Origin of the sequence: Streptomyces sp. NPDC051740, assembly GCF_044453165.1 — a bacterium.
In the GTDB taxonomy this organism is placed as follows: Bacteria; Actinomycetota; Actinomycetes; order Streptomycetales; family Streptomycetaceae; genus Streptomyces; species Streptomyces atrovirens.
In genome coordinates this window covers 16,839-33,123 of sequence record NZ_JBITCL010000011.1, presented here as the reverse complement: position 1 = coordinate 33,123, position 16,285 = coordinate 16,839, and the positions used below count along the sequence as shown (strand labels likewise).

Annotated in this window: 15 protein-coding genes; 6 read left to right on the top strand and 9 right to left on the bottom strand. The window is 74.7% G+C overall.

What is annotated here, in order from left to right; translation table 11 throughout:
* Positions 1-56 precede the first annotated feature (56 nt).
* Together ACIA6T_RS19640 and ACIA6T_RS19635 are read left to right on the top strand one after the other, a co-directional pair.
* Positions 57-1,643 (top strand): alkaline phosphatase D family protein, encoded by a 1,587-nt coding sequence (locus ACIA6T_RS19640; RefSeq protein ID WP_399447748.1) that lies wholly within the window; start codon positions 57-59, stop codon positions 1,641-1,643.
* A gap of 110 nt (positions 1,644-1,753) precedes the next feature.
* Positions 1,754-3,016, top strand: a complete 1,263-nt coding sequence (locus ACIA6T_RS19635) for a GNAT family N-acetyltransferase (RefSeq protein WP_399447747.1) — start codon at positions 1,754-1,756, stop codon at positions 3,014-3,016.
* 277 nt (positions 3,017-3,293) lie between these two features.
* On the opposite strand, the gene ACIA6T_RS19630 is transcribed toward ACIA6T_RS19635, so the two are convergent.
* Positions 3,294-4,469, bottom strand: coding sequence for a trans-sulfuration enzyme family protein (locus tag ACIA6T_RS19630; RefSeq protein WP_399447746.1), 1,176 nt, complete (start codon positions 4,467-4,469; stop codon positions 3,294-3,296).
* A gap of 72 nt (positions 4,470-4,541) precedes the next feature.
* Between ACIA6T_RS19630 and ACIA6T_RS19625 the strand changes: the two genes are divergently transcribed.
* Both ACIA6T_RS19625 and ACIA6T_RS19620 read left to right on the top strand, forming a co-directional pair.
* Positions 4,542-5,033: an Lrp/AsnC family transcriptional regulator gene (locus ACIA6T_RS19625; RefSeq protein ID WP_399447745.1), complete on the top strand. Its 492-nt coding sequence runs from the start codon at positions 4,542-4,544 to the stop codon at positions 5,031-5,033.
* A 32-nt stretch (positions 5,034-5,065) separates the two neighbouring features.
* The gene (locus ACIA6T_RS19620) at positions 5,066-6,754 is read left to right on the top strand and encodes a DUF885 domain-containing protein (RefSeq protein WP_399447744.1); all 1,689 of its coding nucleotides are present in this window, start codon (positions 5,066-5,068) and stop codon (positions 6,752-6,754) included.
* 15 nt (positions 6,755-6,769) lie between these two features.
* On the opposite strand, the gene ACIA6T_RS19615 is transcribed toward ACIA6T_RS19620, so the two are convergent.
* The 3 genes from ACIA6T_RS19615 to ACIA6T_RS19605 all read right to left on the bottom strand — a co-directional run bounded on the left by ACIA6T_RS19615 (position 6,770) and on the right by ACIA6T_RS19605 (position 8,844).
* Positions 6,770-7,615, bottom strand: coding sequence for an SDR family oxidoreductase (locus ACIA6T_RS19615; protein WP_399447743.1), 846 nt, complete (start codon positions 7,613-7,615; stop codon positions 6,770-6,772).
* Between the two features lie 196 nt (positions 7,616-7,811).
* Positions 7,812-8,324 (bottom strand): immunity 21 family protein, encoded by a 513-nt coding sequence (locus ACIA6T_RS19610; RefSeq protein WP_399447742.1) that lies wholly within the window; start codon positions 8,322-8,324, stop codon positions 7,812-7,814.
* Positions 8,325-8,367: 43 nt separating this feature from the next.
* Positions 8,368-8,844: a rhodanese-like domain-containing protein gene (locus tag ACIA6T_RS19605; RefSeq protein ID WP_399447741.1), complete on the bottom strand. Its 477-nt coding sequence runs from the start codon at positions 8,842-8,844 to the stop codon at positions 8,368-8,370.
* Positions 8,845-8,938: 94 nt separating this feature from the next.
* Between ACIA6T_RS19605 and ACIA6T_RS19600 the strand changes: the two genes are divergently transcribed.
* Entirely contained in the window at positions 8,939-9,385 is a 447-nt protein-coding gene (locus tag ACIA6T_RS19600; protein WP_385197724.1) for an Lrp/AsnC family transcriptional regulator, read from the top strand.
* A 10-nt stretch (positions 9,386-9,395) separates the two neighbouring features.
* Here the strand turns inward: ACIA6T_RS19600 and ACIA6T_RS19595 are convergent, their stop codons facing one another.
* The 5 genes from ACIA6T_RS19595 to ACIA6T_RS19575 form a co-directional block, all read right to left on the bottom strand.
* A complete protein-coding gene (locus ACIA6T_RS19595; RefSeq protein WP_399447740.1) occupies positions 9,396-12,392 on the bottom strand; it encodes an AAA family ATPase in 2,997 nt (998 codons plus the stop codon).
* Positions 12,389-13,552 (bottom strand): exonuclease SbcCD subunit D, encoded by a 1,164-nt coding sequence (locus ACIA6T_RS19590; protein WP_399447739.1) that lies wholly within the window; start codon positions 13,550-13,552, stop codon positions 12,389-12,391. The genes ACIA6T_RS19595 and ACIA6T_RS19590 overlap by 4 nt, the downstream gene beginning before the upstream one ends.
* Before the next feature lie 118 nt (positions 13,553-13,670).
* On the bottom strand, positions 13,671-14,297 hold the full coding sequence (locus ACIA6T_RS19585) for a YigZ family protein (RefSeq protein ID WP_399447738.1): 627 nt from the start codon (positions 14,295-14,297) through the stop codon (positions 13,671-13,673).
* Between the two features lie 28 nt (positions 14,298-14,325).
* Complete coding sequence (locus tag ACIA6T_RS19580) at positions 14,326-14,868, bottom strand: SixA phosphatase family protein (protein WP_399447737.1); 543 nt, start codon at positions 14,866-14,868, stop codon at positions 14,326-14,328.
* Complete coding sequence (locus tag ACIA6T_RS19575) at positions 14,865-15,578, bottom strand: hypothetical protein (protein WP_399447736.1); 714 nt, start codon at positions 15,576-15,578, stop codon at positions 14,865-14,867. The genes ACIA6T_RS19580 and ACIA6T_RS19575 overlap by 4 nt, the downstream gene beginning before the upstream one ends.
* A 203-nt stretch (positions 15,579-15,781) precedes the next feature.
* Here ACIA6T_RS19575 and ACIA6T_RS19570 point away from each other — a divergent pair, with 203 nt between their 5' ends.
* Positions 15,782-16,189 carry a CoA-binding protein gene (locus ACIA6T_RS19570; RefSeq protein WP_399447735.1) on the top strand — a complete coding sequence of 136 codons (408 nt, stop codon included), beginning with the start codon at positions 15,782-15,784 and terminating at the stop codon, positions 16,187-16,189.
* Positions 16,190-16,285: the final 96 nt, after the last annotated feature.

Sequence of the window (16,285 nt, the reverse complement as noted above, 5' to 3'; positions counted from 1 at the left end):
GCCCGCGTAGGTGTGGTTGCGCACACTGGCCGGATCCCGTCCCTGGAGGCGCATCCATGTCACACCGTCCGCTCCCCGGCCGTCGCGCCGTGCTGCGCGGCTCGCTCGCCGCCTCGGCGGCCCTGACCCTGCCCACCGCGCTCGGCGCGGCGCCCGCCTTCGCCCTCTCCGGGCGCCCGCGGGCCGAATGGGGCGTGCAGACCGGCGACGTCACCCGTGACTCGGGGCTGGTGTGGGTGCGCTCCGACCGTCCGGCGCGGATGATCGTCGAGACGTCGGCGACCGAGTCGTTCCGCCGTCCGCGCAGATGGCACGGTCCGCTGCTCGGCGCGGGCACCGACTTCACCGGAACGACCCGGTTGCGCGGGCTGCCGTCCGGCGAGCAGATCCACTACCGGGTGCTGCTCGCCGACCCCGACGACCCGCGCCGCACCGGCGAGCCGGTCACCGGCACGTTCCGCACGGTCGCCGCCCGGCGCCGGGACGGTGTGCGGTTCCTGTGGTCGGGCGACCTGGCGGGACAGGGCTGGGGCATCAATCCCGACTTCGGCGGCTACCGCATCTTCGACGCGATGGCGCGGCTCGACCCCGACTTCTTCCTGTTCAGCGGGGACACCGTCTACGCCGACGGCCCCGTCTCCGCGACCGCCGCCCTGCCGGACGGCAGCGTCTGGCGGAACGTCACCACCGAGGAGAAGTCGAAGGTCGCCGAGACCCTGGCCGAGTTCCGGGGCAACTTCCGCTACAACCTGCTCGACGAGAACCTGCGCCGGTTCAACGCCCAGGTGCCGTCCATCGTGCAGTGGGACGACCACGAGGTGCGCAACAACTGGTACCCGGGCCAGCGGATCGCCGACACGGACGCCCGGTACACGGAGAAGAGCGTCGACGTGCTGGCGGCCCGCGCGCGGCGCGCGTTCGGCGAGTACTTCCCGATGTCCACGCTGCGGCCGGGCGCCCGGGAGGGCCGGGTGTACCGGGTGCTGCGGCAGGGGCCGCTGCTCGACGTGTTCGTGCTGGACATGCGGACGTACCGCAACGCCAACTCCTCCGGTGACCAGACCGTGGACCCGCAGGGCATCCTCGGGCGGGAGCAACTGGATTGGCTCAAGCGGGAGCTGTCGCGGTCGCGGGCGGTGTGGAAGGTGATCGCCGCCGACATGCCGATCGGTCTCGTCGTGCCCGACACGACCGAGGGCAGTCGACACGTCGAAGCGGTGGCCCAGGGCGACCCGGGGGCGCCGCTGGGGCGGGAGCTGCAGATCGCGGAGCTGCTGCGGTTCGTCAAGCACCGGCGGATCACCGGCACGGTGTGGCTGACGGCCGACGTGCACCACACCTCGGCGCAGCACTACCAGCCCTCGCGGGCCGCGTTCGACGACTTCGAGCCGTTCTGGGAGTTCGTCTCCGGTCCGCTGAACGCGGGCGCCTTCCCGGCCAGCGCGCTCGACGGCACCTTCGGCCCGGAGCGGGTGTGGGTGAAGGCGCCGAGCGCCTCGAACGTCTCACCCGCCGGCGGCTACCAGTTCTTCGGCGAGGTCGACATCGACGGCGACAGCGGCGAGTTGACGGTGCGGATGCGGGAGCAGGACGGCACCGTGCTGTTCACGAAGACGCTGCGGCCGGGCCTGGTCGGTCAGTAACTTCGGTCAGCGACTCAACAAAACGGACAGAAGCGCGCTTTACCCATCAGTCACAGTACGTTCGTGATCACGAAACACGGTTCCTTCACAGTGGCTGTATGAGTCGAGACATGTCTGAAGTGACGAACACCCCGCACGGCGGCCCCACGAACGGCCGCCGGGACCCGGCCGGACTCGCCGCACGGTGCACGGCGGCGTTCCACGCATGGTGGGTACGCCGCCACGGCCACGCACCGCCGGCGCACGATACCGGCGATGCCCCGCCGCCCTCCGCCGTGGCCGGGGGCAGCGTGCTGTGGCGGATGCGGACGACGGTGAAGGACGAACCGGGCGCGCTGGCCACGCTCTGCACGGCGCTGGCCGAGCTGCGGGTCGACATCCTGAGCCTGCAGACGCACCCGCTGGGCGAGGACACCATCGACGAGTTCCTGCTGCGGGCGCCGGAGGGGACGGACCTCGTCACCGCCGTGTCGCTCGCCGGAGGTGCGGACACCTGGACCGAGCGGGCCGACGCCCACGATCTGGTGGACGCGCCGACCCGGGTCCTCGGGCTGGCCGCCCGCACCGCACAGGACGCGGCCGAACTGCCGCTCGCGCTGCGCCAGCTGCTGGGCCGGTGCACGATCCGCTCCCTGCCGGGCGGCGGTCACCGGGCGGCCACGACCGTGCCCGAGGAGGGCACCCTGGAGGACACCGTGATCCGGCTGCGCGCCCCGGAGGGCGGGGTGATCACCGTGGAGCGGCCGTATCTGCCGTTCACACCCACCGAGTTCGCCCGCGCGCGGGCACTCGTGGAGCTGGACGCCCGGCTCGGTCCGCGGATCCCGCGCGGCCGTGACGTCCTCACGTTGCCCGAGGGCAGTGCCGTCTCCGTGCGCCGCGCGGACACCGGCGATCTGGCGGCCGCGCGGGCGATGCACGAGCGGTGCTCCACCGAGACCCTGCGCATGCGGTACCACGGGCCGGTCGGCGACGCCGACCGCTATCTGAACCACCTGCTCAGCCCGCGCTTCGGCCGCACGCTCGCCGCGCAGACCGCCTCGGGCCGCATCGTCGGCCTCGGCCATCTGCTGTGGGACGGCGACGAGACCGAGGTCGCGCTGGTCGTGGAGGACGCCTGGCAGCGCCGGGGCATCGGCGCCGAGCTGCTCTCCCGGCTGGTGGCGATGGCGGCCGAGGACGGCTGCGCCCAGGTGTACGCCGTGACGCAGGCGTCGAACACCGGCATGGTCGCCGCGATGCGCGGCCTGGGGCTGCCGCTCGACTACCAGATCGAGGAGGGCACGCTGGTCGTCACGGCCCGCCTGGACGCCGTACCGGACCGCCGCGCGGAGGAGGGGCGGGAGCACGGCGAACGGGTCGGCCGGTCGTAGCCCGTCACACGCGAACGCGAGGCCATGGCCACCGCGCGGGCACGGGGGCGATGGTCACAACGCGCCAGTCGGCACACGGCGAGCGTATGGACACGGGGCTCCGGCCGCCGCGCGGCCACGGGACGACGATCACAGTGTGCCGACCGGCACACCACGAGCACGCGGCCACGGGACGACGGCCACAGCGTGCCGGCCGGCACACCACGAGCACGGGACCCCGGCCACCGCGCGGGCGTCCGGGGAGCGGCCCGGCGGGCCGCTCCCCGTGTGCCTGGCCTCAGCCCCGGACCGACGCCTCCGCCGGTGCGGGCGTCCCGGCCCGCTCCCCCAGGGCCGCGTCCAGATCGGCCCACAGGTCCTCGACGTCCTCCAGGCCGACCGAGAGCCTCAGCAGCCGGTCGTTCACCCCGGCGTCCCTGCGGTCCTCGGCGTCGACGATGCGGTGGCTGATGGAGGCCGGGTGCTGGATGAGGGAGTCCACGCTGCCCAGGCTGACGGCCGGGGTGATCAGGCGTACGCCGGCGATCACCTCGTGCGGGTCCCCGTGCACCTCGAAGGAGACCATCGCCCCGCCGATGCGCGGGTAGTGCACCCGGGCCACGCGCGGATCGGCGGTGAGCCGGCCGGCGAGTCCGGCGGCGTTCGCGGACGCGGCCCGCACCCGTACCGGCAGGGTCGACAGGCCGCGCAGCAGCAGATAGCCGGCCAGCGGGTGCAGTACGCCGCCCGTGGCGAACCGCACCTGGCGCAGCCGCCCGGCGAACTCCTCGTCGCAGGCCACCACGCCCGCCAGTACGTCCCCGTGCCCGCCGAGGTACTTGGTGGCGCTGTGCAGCACAAGGCGCGCCCCGTGCTCGGCCGGGCGCTGGAGGACCGGCGTGGCGAAGGTGTTGTCGACGAGCAGCGGCACGGAGCCGCAGGCGTGGGCGACGGCCCGCAGGTCGATCTCGGCGAGCGTGGGGTTGGCCGGGGTCTCCACCAGCACCAGGCCGGTGTCGGGGCGCAGCGCGTCGGCGACCCCGGCCGGGTCGGTCCAGGTCACCTCGGAGCCGAGCAGTCCGGCGGTCAGCAGATGGTCGCTGCACCCGTACAGGGGGCGTACGGCGACGACGTGCCGCAACCCCATCGAGCCGCGGACCAGCAGGACGGCGCTGAGCGCGGCCATGCCACTGGCGAACGCGACCGCCGACTCCGTCCCCTCCAGGCGGGCGAGAGCGGTCTCGAAACGGGCGACGGTCGGGTTGCCGAGCCGCCCGTAGACGGGCGGGCCCTCCGGCTCGGCTCCGGTGGTGGCGAAGGCGTCGATGCGGGCGGCCTCGGCCCGGCTGTCGTACGAGGGGTACGTGGTCGACAGGTCGATCGGCGGGGCGTGCAGTCCCAGTCCGGCGAGGTCGTCGCGGCCTGCGTGCACGGCCTCGGTGGCGAGTGCTCGTGTGGTGCGTCGCGTGTCCATGCCCAAGTCCATGGACGGAAGGGTGAACACTGAGCGGATACCGATGGCTGACCCCCGTGCTACGTTCGGCCGGTGGCCGAATCTGTCGTACTGGATCCGGTGGACCTCCATCTGCTGCGGCTGTTGCAGAACGACGCCCGGACGACGTACCGGGATCTCGCCGCGCAGGTCGGGGTCGCGCCGTCGACCTGTCTGGACCGGGTGACCCGGCTGCGCCGCTCCGGCGTGATCCTCGGGCACCGGCTGGAGCTGGATCCCGCCAAACTGGGGCGCGGGCTCCAGGCGCTGCTGTCGGTGCAGGTCAGACCGCACCGGCGGGAACTGGTGGGGCCGTTCGTGGAGCGGATCCGGGCGCTGCCGGAATCACTGACCGTGTTCCACCTGACCGGCCCCGACGACTATCTGGTGCATGTCGCGGTCGCGGACATGGCGGATCTGCAACGGCTGGTGCTCGACGAGTTCACCGCCCGGCGGGAGGTGGCCCGCGTGGAGACCCGGCTGATCTTCCAGCAGTGGGACTGCGGCCCCCTGCTGCCGCCTTCGCCCACAGCTCAAACCGGGTGACGTGCGAGGGGCCGCGTACCAGGATGGTCCGCATGTCTCAGACCAACAGCGCGCTTCCCCGTCAGGTCGCCGACACCTACGTCGACGAGCTCATCGCCCTCGACCCGGTCACCGGGACGTTCCTCGGAGTGAAGGAGAGCTCCTCCCGGCTGCCCGATCTCTCGCCCGCCGGACAGGAGGCGGTCGCCGAACTCCAGCGGGCCACCCTCGCGCGGCTCGACGAGGCCGAGCGGCGGCCCGGCGCGGACAGCGACATCGAGCGCCGCTGCGCCCGCCTGCTGCGCGAGCGGCTCACCGCGGAACTCGCCGTGCACGAGGCCGACGAGGGCCTGCGCGCGGTCGGCAACCTGGGCACGGTCGCGCATTCGGTGCGCGAGGTGTTCACCGTGACGCCGGCCGGGACGGAGGAGGACTGGGCGGCGATCGCCGAGCGGCTGCGCGCGGTGCCGGCCGCGCTGGCGGGCTACCGGGAGTCCCTCGCGCTGGGCCTGGAGCGCAAGCTGTACGCGGCTCCACGCCCGACGGAGACGTTCGTCGGGCAGCTCGGCGAGTGGGCGGACACCGGTGAGGGCCGCGGCTGGTTCGAGGACTTCGCCGCCGCGGGACCGGACGCGCTGCGCACGGAGCTGGACGAGGGCGCCCGCGCGGCGACCGCGGCCGTCGTGGAGCTGCGGGACTGGATGCGCGACGTGTACGCGCCGGCCGTCGAGGGCGCGCCGAACACGGTGGGCCGGGAGCGGTACGCCCGCTGGGCCCGCTACTACAACGGGACCGATCTCGACCTGGACGAGGCGTACGCGTACGGCTGGTCCGAGTACCACCGGCTGCTGGGCGAGATGAAGCAGGAGGCCGAGAAGATCCTGCCCGGGGCCGCGACCCCGTGGGTGGCGCTGGCGCACCTGGACGAGCACGGCCGGCACATCGAGGGCGTCGACGAGGTCCGCGCGTGGCTGCAGGGCGTGATGGACCGGGCGATCGAGTCCCTGGACGGCACGCACTTCGACCTCGCCGAGCGGGTACGGAAGGTGGAGTCGCGGATCGCGCCGGCGGGCAGCGCGGCGGCCCCGTACTACACGCAGCCCTCGGAGGACTTCTCCCGGCCGGGCTGCACCTGGCTGCCCACGATGGGCCTGACCCGCTTCCCGGTCTACGACCTGGTCTCCACCTGGTACCACGAGGGCGTGCCCGGCCATCACCTCCAGCTCGCGCAGTGGGTGCACATGGCCGAGGACCTCTCCCGCTACCAGGCCTCCGTCGGCATGGTCAGCGCCAACGCCGAGGGCTGGGCGCTGTACGCGGAGCGGCTGATGGACGAGCTCGGTTTCCTCGCGGACGCGGAGGAGCGGCTGGGCTACCTGGACGCGCAGATGATGCGGGCGGCCCGGGTCGTCGTCGACATCGGCATGCACCTGGAGCTCCGGATCCCGGCGGAGTCGCCGTTCCACCCGGGTGAGCGCTGGACGCCGGAGCTGGCCGAGGAGTTCTTCGGGGCGCACAGCAGCCGCCCGGCGGACTTCGTGGAGAGCGAGCTGACCCGCTATCTGACGATCCCGGGCCAGGCGATCGGCTACAAGCTCGGCGAGCGGGCGTGGCTGCTGGGCCGGGAGAACGCCCGCGAGCGGCACGGCGACGCCTTCGACCTCAAGGCGTGGCACATGGCCGCGCTGTCCCAGGGGTCGCTGGGTCTGGACGACCTGGTGGACGAGCTGTCGGCGCTGTGAGCCGGTCCTGCGCCGTCAGCGCCGGAAGCCGCCCTCGGAGTCGATGACCTGACCGGTGATCCAGTCCGCCTCGTCCGTGGCCAGCCACGCGATGAGGCGGGCGGGGTCGTCGGGCATGCCCCAGCGGCCCGCGGGGAAGAGGGCGGCGATGGCGTCGTAGGTGTCGCCGGTCAGGTAGTCCGTGTCCACCGGGCCGGGATTGACGGTGTTCACGGTGACCGCGTGCTCGGCCAGCGTGGTCGCCAGGGAGCGGGTGACGGAGGCGAGCGCGCCCTTCTGGAGGGCGTAGGCGATCTCGCCCGGCATACCGCCGGCGATGTCCTGCCCGGAGGTCATCATCACCACACGCCCGCCCGGGGTGCGCGGCGGCAGGGCGGCGCGGTGCCGGGCGTGGGCCTGGACGAGCAGCAGCACCGAGCGGGCGTCGACGGCCCAGTGCGCGTCGAGCATGGCGGCGTCGACGGTGTCGAGGTCGCCGTCGGAGCCGCTGAGGGCGTGGTTGGCGACGAGGATGTCGAGCCGTCCGCCGAGCGCCTCGGCCGCGCGGGCGTGCAACTCGGCGGGGGCCGCGGGGTCGGTGAGGTCGCCGGGACCGGCGAGCACGGTCGCGTCGGGGTCGCCGAGGGCGTCGCGCACGGAGGCGGTCACGGCCTCGGTCCGGTCGGCGCCCCAGGGCATGGCGGCGTCGTGCGGCACATGATGGTGCAGGTAGACGCTCGCCCCGTAGGCGGCGAGACGCCGGGCCACGGCATGACCGATGCCGCCGCGCCGGCTGGCCCCGGTGACCAGCGCGGTCCGGCCCCGCAGGGGCAGGGGGTCACGGCGGAGTGCTTCGGGCGCGGGGTGCGGGAGCTTGGGCATGATCGTCCATGATGCGGGGCCGGGCGGGCCGGCGCACGCGGATATCGGCCGGACGCCCCGCCCGCGCGGCGGTGCGGCCGCCACCGTGCTCCTGGCCTCGGTCCGGGCGCGCCGTGGCCGTCCACGGTGCGCACGGACCGAGGCCGGCGGGGTCGGCCGCCCACGGGCGCGACCGCCGTGACGGCGGGCCGCCGGGTCAGGGCAGCGGTCGGAGCTGGACGAGGACCAGCCAGGTTTCCGGGCCCGGCTGGACCTGCGCCGCGCGGACCGCGTAACGGCCCGGGGTGAGTGCGAGGCTCACATGGTCGGTGCCCGTGGAGCCGGTGCCGGGCCAGGCCGCGTCGAACAGGACGACCGTGCCGGGCACCTTCCAGTGCGCCTCGGGCCGCCACCGCGCGGTGTGCAGCGCGGCCGGGACGCTCGCCAGGAGTTCCGCCTCGGAGTCACCGGCGATCCAGCGGACGAGGGTGCCGTGCTCGGGGAGGAAGGCGGTCGCGGCGGGCTCGTCGCCCAGGACCAGGGCCGTCGCGTCGCCGACCGGGAGGAGTCCGACGAGTCCGTCCACCTCGCAGGCCCGGTCGTAGTCCGAGGCCGTCTCCTCGCCGTCGGCGCCCGTCCAGAACGGCAGCACCGTCTCCGGCACCGCGACGAGCGGACCGCCGCCCGACTCCACCCACTCGACCGTGCCCGGCTCCGCGTATCGCACCATGCGCAGAACCTACCGGGCCGGCTCCCTTACCGGAACCGGGGGTTCAGCATCCGCAGTCGCCGGAACCCACGGGCGCCGTCAGCGGGTCGGGGGTACGGCGCTCCCGGCCCCGCCAGGTCTCGAACTCGAAGCCCTCACGCACCCAGTACTCGAATCCACCGAGCATCTCCTTGACCCGGTAGCCGAGTTCGGCGAGGGCGAGCGCGGCCCGGGTGGCGCCGTCGCAGCCTGGGCCCCAGCAGTACGTGACGACCGGGACCGACGGATCCAGGAGCTCCGCGGCCTGCTCGGGGACGAGCGCGGTGGGAAGGTGCACCGCGCCGGGGACATGGCCCTGGTCCCATGCCTCGGTGGAACGGGAGTCCACCAGGACGAACCCGGGGTCGCCGCCGGCCGCGAGCGCGGCGGCCACGTCGGAGACATCGGTGTGGAAGGCGAGGCTCGCGCGGAAGTGGGCGGCGGCCTCCGCCGGGGAGGCGGGGGCGACGCGCAGGACGGAGTTCACGGTGGTGGTGGTCATGGGAGAGAAACTACGACCGCGGGATCCGGACCTGAAGCGGAGAACCCCGGCCTCTGCCTTGATCGGCCGGGGATTCCCCTGGTACTTCTCAGCCATGACCGCGTATTCCCCGGACGCCACCGACTGGCGCATCCTCGACGTCCTCCAGCGGGAGGGACGTGCCAGTTTCGCCGAACTCGCCCGTGCCGTCTCGATGTCCGCGAGCGCGGTCACCGAGAGAGTGCGCCGCATGGAGGAGGCCGGGGTCATCCAGGGCTACGCGGCGGTGGTGGATCCGGAGCGGATCGGGCTGCCGATCCTGGCCTTCGTACGGCTGCGCTACCCGACCGGGAACTACAAGCCGTTCCACGACCTCGTCGCCGTGACGCCCGAGATCCTGGAGGCGCACCATGTGACGGGCGAGGACTGCTTCGTCATCAAGGTCGCCGCCCGTTCGATGCGGCACCTGGAGGAGGTGGCGGGCCGGATCGGCACGCTCGGCTCGGTGACCACCAGCGTCGTCTACTCCTCACCGCTGCCGCGCCGCCCGCTGGGGCGCTGAGCCGCGGCCCTCAGCGGGTGCCGTGCCGGCGCAGCTCCGAGCCGGAGCGGCCCTTCACGACCTCCAGCTGGGCGTGTATCCGGCGCCGCAGGTCGGCGACATGGCTGACGATGCCCACGCTGCGGTCGCGTTCGCGCAGGGAGTCCAGGACGTCCAGGACCTCGTCGAGGGTCTGGTCGTCGAGGCTGCCGAAGCCCTCGTCGATGAAGAGGGTGTCCAGCCGGACCCCGCCCGCCTCGTCGGTGACGACGTCCGCGAGACCGAGCGCGAGGGCGAGCGAGGCGAAGAAGGTCTCACCGCCCGAGAGGGTCGCGGTGTCGCGCTCCCGTCCGGTCCAGGCGTCGACGACGTGCAGTCCGAGCCCGCTGCGGCCGCGGCCGGTGCGGTCGTCGGAGTGGACGAGGGTGTACCGGCCGGACGACATGCGGTGCAGCCGTACGGTCGCGGCGGCGGCGACCTGTTCCAGGCGGGCGGCGAGGACGTACGACTCCAGGCGCATCTTCCGTTCGTTGTCCGCCGAGGTGCCCGCGGTGAGTCCCGCCATGCGGGCCACCCGGTCGTACTCCTCGCGCAGGGGTCCCAGCCGGCGCACCGAGGCGGCGGCCCGCGCGGAGAGCCGGTCGAGTTCGGCGCGGCGCCGGTCGGCGGCGTCCCGCGCGGAGGCCGCCTCGCGCACCCTGCGGTCCGCGTCCTCGGCGGCCCGCTGCGCGGAGCCGAGGTCGGCGGGCGGCCGCTGTGCGGCGGCGACGGTCTCCGGCTCGGCGAGGACGGCCCGTACGGCGGCCTCCTCCTGCTGCCAGGCGTCCAGGCGCCGCTGGAGTTCGCGGTGGGCCGCGTCGTCCAGGAGGGCTTCGGCGGCGGCCCCCGGGGTGTCGAAGCCCGCGCGGAAGGCGGCGTCGGCGAGCCGGGCGTCGGCCTCCTTGAGCCGCTGGGCCGCGTCCTCGGCGGCGCGGGCGGTGTCGGCGGCGTCCGTGAGCAGCCCGACGCTCCGCTCCAGCTGCGCGGCGCGCGCGGCCACGCTGGTGGCGTCCCCCCGCGCCTGCGCCAACTCCTCCTCCAGCGCCGCGTGTTCCCGGTCCAGCCGCTCGCGGTGGCCCACGCGGGAGGCGGCCCGGACGGCAGCCTCGCGCTGGGCGGTGATCCGCTGCTCGTACTCGTCCTCCGCGCGGCGCAGCCGTTCCTGCTCGGCGTGCAGCACGGAGGCGGCGTCCCGCGCCTGCGCGTACTGCCGCTCCAACTCGTCGGCCTCGCGGGAGAGCTGTTCGGTGGTGGTGTCCCCGGCTTCGGCGCTCGCGGCGGCCAGCGCCTCCCGTACGGCGCCGAGCCGCTGCTCGGCCTCCGCGCGGTGGTCCTCGGCGCGCTGGTGGCCGGCGAGGGCGCGTTCCTCCGTCTCGCGGTCGACGTGCCCGGCGACCTTGCGGGCGGGGGCGGGGTGTTCGGTGGCCCCGCAGACCGCGCAGGGTTCGCCGTCGGTGAGACCGGCGGCCAGTTCGGCGGCGATGCCGTTCAGCCGCTGTTCCTTGAGGTCGAGCCAGTGCCGCTGCGCCGTGAGCGCCCGTTCCCGGGCGGCGCGGGCCTGCTCCTCGGCTGCTTCCGTCTCCCGGGCTAGCCGGTCGCGCAGCCGCGCGGCGTTCAGCCGCTGCCGCGCGGGGTCGCGCCGCACGGCGAGTTCACGGGCCGTGGTCGCGGCCTGCTGAGCGGACTCGATGCCGGCCTGCAGACCCGCGCGGGTCTCCTCCCAGTCCGCGAGCCAGGTCTCCGCGTCCTCCCTCGCTTCGTCGTCGGCGCGTTCCCGGCGGTCCAGGTCGGCACGCTCACCGAGGAGTTCCGTCAGCCGCCGCTCGGCGCGACGGGCCGACTCCAGCCCGCCCAGTTCCTCGGCGGCCCGGCGTGCGGCGGCCGCGAGCCCGGCCGCTCCCGCGTCCGCGAGGGACGCCGGGAGCAGGGCACGCGCGCGCAGCTCGGCACCGGCCGCCCGTGCGTGCTCGGCCCCGGCGGAGTCCCGCAGGTCCAGGGCGGGGGCGACGGCCTCGGCCTTGCGGGCCCGCTCCATGCGGGTCCGTTCCTCGTGGTGGGCGCCGGACCGCTCCCGAAGCCGGTCCGCCCGCTCCCGTGCCTCGGCGAACCGCCGTTGCAGCCGGTCCCGTTCGCGTACGACGTCCAGGACGCGGTCGGCGTCGGCGAGGGCGGACTCGGCGGTGGCGAGGCGGCAGCGGGCGGCGGTGAGCTGCTCCCGCGCGGTGCTGCGGGCGACGGCGGCGGCGCCCAGCACGGCCTCGGCCAGTCCCGGTTCGCCGGGCGTCAGCTCGGGCAGCTCCATGGAGCCGCCCGCGGCCTGCTGCATCCGGTGCGCGTCGGCGATCAGGCCGGCGTCGCCCTCGCGCACCCGGGACTCGGCGGCCCGCCGGCGTTCGGCGAGGCGCTTCTCCACGTCGGCGAAGCGGCGGGTGTCGAAGAGGCGGCCCAGCAGCTTGCCGCGGGCCTCGGCGTCGGCACGCAGGAAGCGCGCGAAGTCGCCCTGGGGCAACAGCACGACCTGGCAGAACTGCTCCCGGCTCATGCCGAGGAGCTGGGTGATCTCCTCGCCGACCTCCTGGTGCGAGCGGCTGAGGTCCTTCCAGGTGCCCGAGGCGGCGTCGCGTTCGCGCAGCCAGGTCTGGGCCTTGTCCACCGTGGTGCCCGCACGGCGGCCCTTCTTGGGACGCTCCCAGGGCGGCTGCCGGGTGATCTCCAGCCGGCGTCCGGCGACGGTGAGTTCGAGGGTGACCTCGGTGCGGACGCCCGGGGCGGCGTGGTCGCTGCGCAGGGTCATGCCCTGACCGCTCTGCCGGGCGCCGGGGACGGAGCCGTACAGCGCGTAGCAGACGGCGTCCAGGACGGAGGTCTTGCCGGCGCCGGTGGGGCCGTGCAGCAGGAAGAGCCCCGCGGCGGACAGCTCGCCGAAGTCGACGCTCTGGGCGCTCCCGAAGGGTCCGAAGGCCGTCATGTCCAATCGGTGCAGCCTCACCGCGCCACCTCCCGCACCGTGTCGTCCGCGCGGACCGCGTCGAAGGCGTCCCGCAGGACGGCCCGTTCGTGCGGGTCGGGGCCGGCGCCGCGCACGTGGGCGACGAAGTCCTCGGCGATCTGCTGGTCGTCGCGGCCGGCGAGGCGGCGGGCGTAGGAGACCGCGGGGTCGTCCGCCGTCCGGGCCGGGTCGAAGACGAGGCTGAGGGTGTGCGGGAAGCGCTCGGTGAGCCGGGCCATGGGGTCGGCCGGGCGGACCGGGTCGGTGAGGGTCGCCTCGACCCACGCCTCCTCGTGCCGCGCCAGCGCGGGGTCGGCCAGCAGTTCCTCCAGGGTGCCGCGGATCCGGGCCAGCGCGCGCGGCACCGGGCAGTCCACGCGCTCGGCGGTGACCGCCCCGTCGGCGGCCAGGTCGACGAGCCACATGCTCTTGCGGTGCGCGGCCTCGGAGAAGGAGTACGGCAGCGGGGAGCCGGAGTAGCGCACCCGCTCGGTGAGGGTCTGGCAGCCGTGCAGGTGCCCCAACGCCACGTAGTCGACGCCGTCGAACACCCCGGCGGGCACGGCGGCCACCCCGCCGACGGTGATGTCCCGCTCGCTGTCGCTGGGTTCGCCGCCGGTGACGAAGGCGTGCGCGAGGACGACCGAGCGGGTGCCGGGCGCGCGGGCGGCGAGGTCCGCGCGGACCCGGTCCATGGCGGCGGCGAGCACCGCCTCGTGGCCGGCCTTCTCCACCGCGAACTCGTCCTTCACCAGGGCCGGCTCGAGGTACGGCAGCCCGTAGAAGGCGACGTCCCCGTGCCCGTCGGACAGCACCACGGGTGTGCCGCACGCGGCCGGGTCGGTCCGCAGATGGATGCCCGCGCTCCCCATGAGCCCGGCGCCGACGCCGAGGCGGCGGGCCGAGTCGTGGTTGCCGGAGATCATCACCGTCGGCACGCCGAGGCCGGCGAGACGGTGCAGGGCGTCGTCGAACAGCTCGACCGCGGCGAGCGGCGGCACCGCGCGGTCGTACACGTCTCCCGACACGACCACGGCGTCCACCTCGCGCTCACGCACGGTGCTGACGAGGTGGCCGATGAACCCGGCCTGGGCACCGAGCATGCCGACCCGGTGGAAGGACCGGCCGAGGTGCCAGTCGGAAGTGTGCAGCAGTCTCATGATCCCCGCAGCGTAACCGGAGGGCCCGACGGCACGGGCGGTTACTCCCGTATCGCTCCGTCATGACCCGGTGCGCATTCCCCCCGTCATGCGCCCGAAGAGGTCGAATACGTACCGGTCACGCGTCCCCGTACGCCTCCCCGCCCAGCTCGAACCCGGCCGTCCCGGCGGTCGCGTCGGCGAGCCACGCGCGGAAGGCGGGTACGTCGGCGTCCGGGAGGCCGATCTCGATCGTGACCTCCTCGCCGTAGCGCACGTCCCGCACCTCGCGTCCGGTGGCGCGCAGGTCGTTCTGGACCTTGCCGGCCCGCTGGTGGCCGACGGTCACCGTGGCCAGCCGGAAGCGGCGCCGGGTGATCGTGCCGAGGGTGTCCAGTGCCTCGCCGACGGCGCCGCCGTACGCGCGGATGAGGCCGCCGGCGCCGAGCTTGACGCCGCCGTAGTAGCGGGTGACGACGGCGACGACGTACCGCATGTCGCGGCGGAGCAGCATCTGGAGCATGGGGACGCCGGCGGTGCCGCCGGGCTCCCCGTCGTCGCTGGCCTTCTGGGTGGAGGCGTCGGCGCCGATGACGTACGCCCAGCAGTTGTGGGTGGCGTCGGCGTGCTCCTTGCGGACGGCCGCGACGAAGTCCTGCGCCTCCTGCTCGGTGCCCGCCGGGGCGAGGGCGCACAGGAAGCGGGAGCGGTTGATCTCGGTCTCGTGCACACCCGCGCGGGCGATGGTGCGGTACTCGTCCTGCATCCGGCCAGCCTATGCGTCCCCGCGCGGGCTACCGGCGCCCGCCCCGGGGCACGGTCAGCGACGTCAGGAGGGCTGCTCCCGGGGCGAGGTCCCGCCATGCGGCGCCGCGCCAGGACAGTACGGCGATCGCGGAGGTCGGGAACTTGGCGCGGACCCGGTCCAGGGTGTCGTCCAGGCCGTCGCCGGCCAGGGTCAGGACGAGGTCCTCGAGGCCCGGGTTGTGTCCGACCAGCAGCAGCGTCTCGACCTCGGCCGGTGTCCCGCGCACCACGTCCAGCAGTTCGGGGACGTCGGCGTGGTACAGGCGGGGGTCGTGGCGGACCGGCGGGGGCGTGCCCCACTGCGCGGCGGCCAGCTCCCAGGTGCGGCGGGCCCGGACGGCGGTGGAGCACAGCGCGAGGCCCGGCAGGCAGTCGGCCTCGGCGAGCGCGCGCCCGGCGGCGGGGGCGTCCCGGAGGCCGCGCGGGGTGAGGGGGCGCTCGTGGTCGGTGACGCCTTCCGGCCGGGCGGACTTGGCGTGGCGCAGGACGACCAGGCGGCGCAGCGGTCCCCGCCCGGCACGCTCGATCATTCCGGGGCTCCCAGGTCTCGGACGAGGTCGAGGCCGAGCAGCCGGTCGGCGTAGGCGTACGTCTCGAAGCGGGCGCCGTCCGCCAGGCCGGGGTCCGCCTCCACCGCGCGGAGGACGCCCAGCACGCCGGCCGTGTCGAGATCGTCCTCCCACACGGTGCGCAGATCGGCGCGCACCGCGTCGGGTACCGGCTTCGAGGGCCGTCGCGCCCAGTCGGCGACCGCGCGGCGCCAGCGGTCGAGGGTTCCGGCGGCGTCGTCCAGGGCGGCCGGGCCGACCGTCACGGCCTCGCTTCTGGGGTGGGCGAGCAGGGTCAGGCGCAGGGCGGCGGGGTCGGCGCCGCCCGCCTCCCCGTGCACGGGGGCCACGGCGACGCGCACCCCGTCGGGTGTCGCGCCGCCCTCGCTCACCACGTGCAGCACCTGGGCCTCGCCCAGGCCGGTGCCGGTGTCCCCGCCGTCCTCGAAGGGCCGGACCCCGAGGGCCGCGCCCGCCGCGCGGAGTTCCGCCCGCTGCCGATCGCCGGTGAGCAGCGCCCAGACCGGCGTGCCGCCGAGTTCCAGGGCGCGTACGAGCAGGTCGGCGACGAGCAGCACACGCAGGTTCGTCGGGTCGGCCCCCTGTGTGTGGGCCTCGACCCGGGTCAGGCCCCGCCGGGCGGGGGCGGCGTCCACGGGTTCGCCGGTTCGGGCGTCGGTGATGCGCAGCACGAGGCGAGCGTAGGCGCGTGAGCGGTCGTACGCAGGTATCCGGGCCGCTTTTCGGGTCGCCGTGTGCGGTTCCCGGCGCCGGACGGCCCAGTGGCCGGTACAGTCCACCGCCCCCTGGGAGGACCGGTGGCACCGGGAATCACCGGGCATCCCGGTTCGTTGTGCGGGGCGACAGCTCTTTCACGACCCCCGGGAGGCCGACGGTGTACGGCGACGAGGCGACGGTCCGCAAGATCCTCACCGGACTCGGTGACACCTGGGCCGTGGTCGGCCTGTCGTCGAACCGGCAGCGCGCGGCGTACGGGGTCGCCCAGGTGCTCCAGCGGTTCGGCAAGCGCGTGGTGCCGGTGCACCCGAAGGCCGAGACCGTACACGGCGAGCAGGGCTACGCCTCCCTCGCGGACATCCCCTTCGAGGTGGACGTCGTGGACGTGTTCGTCAACAGCGACCTGGCCGGGGCCGTCGCGGACGAGGCGGTGGCCAAGGGCGCCGGGGCGGTGTGGTTCCAGCTCGACGTCATCGACGAGGCGGCCTACGAGCGGACCCGCGCGGCGGGCCTGGAGATGGTGATGGACCGCTGCCCGGCGATCGAGATACCCCGGCTCGGCTAGGGCCTGGCACAGGGGCCGTGCCGCCACGATGGCGCGACGAGCCAGAGCTCTCCCCTCCTCGGCTCCCCTTCTCCGCAACGTTCTCCGGCTGTCGTG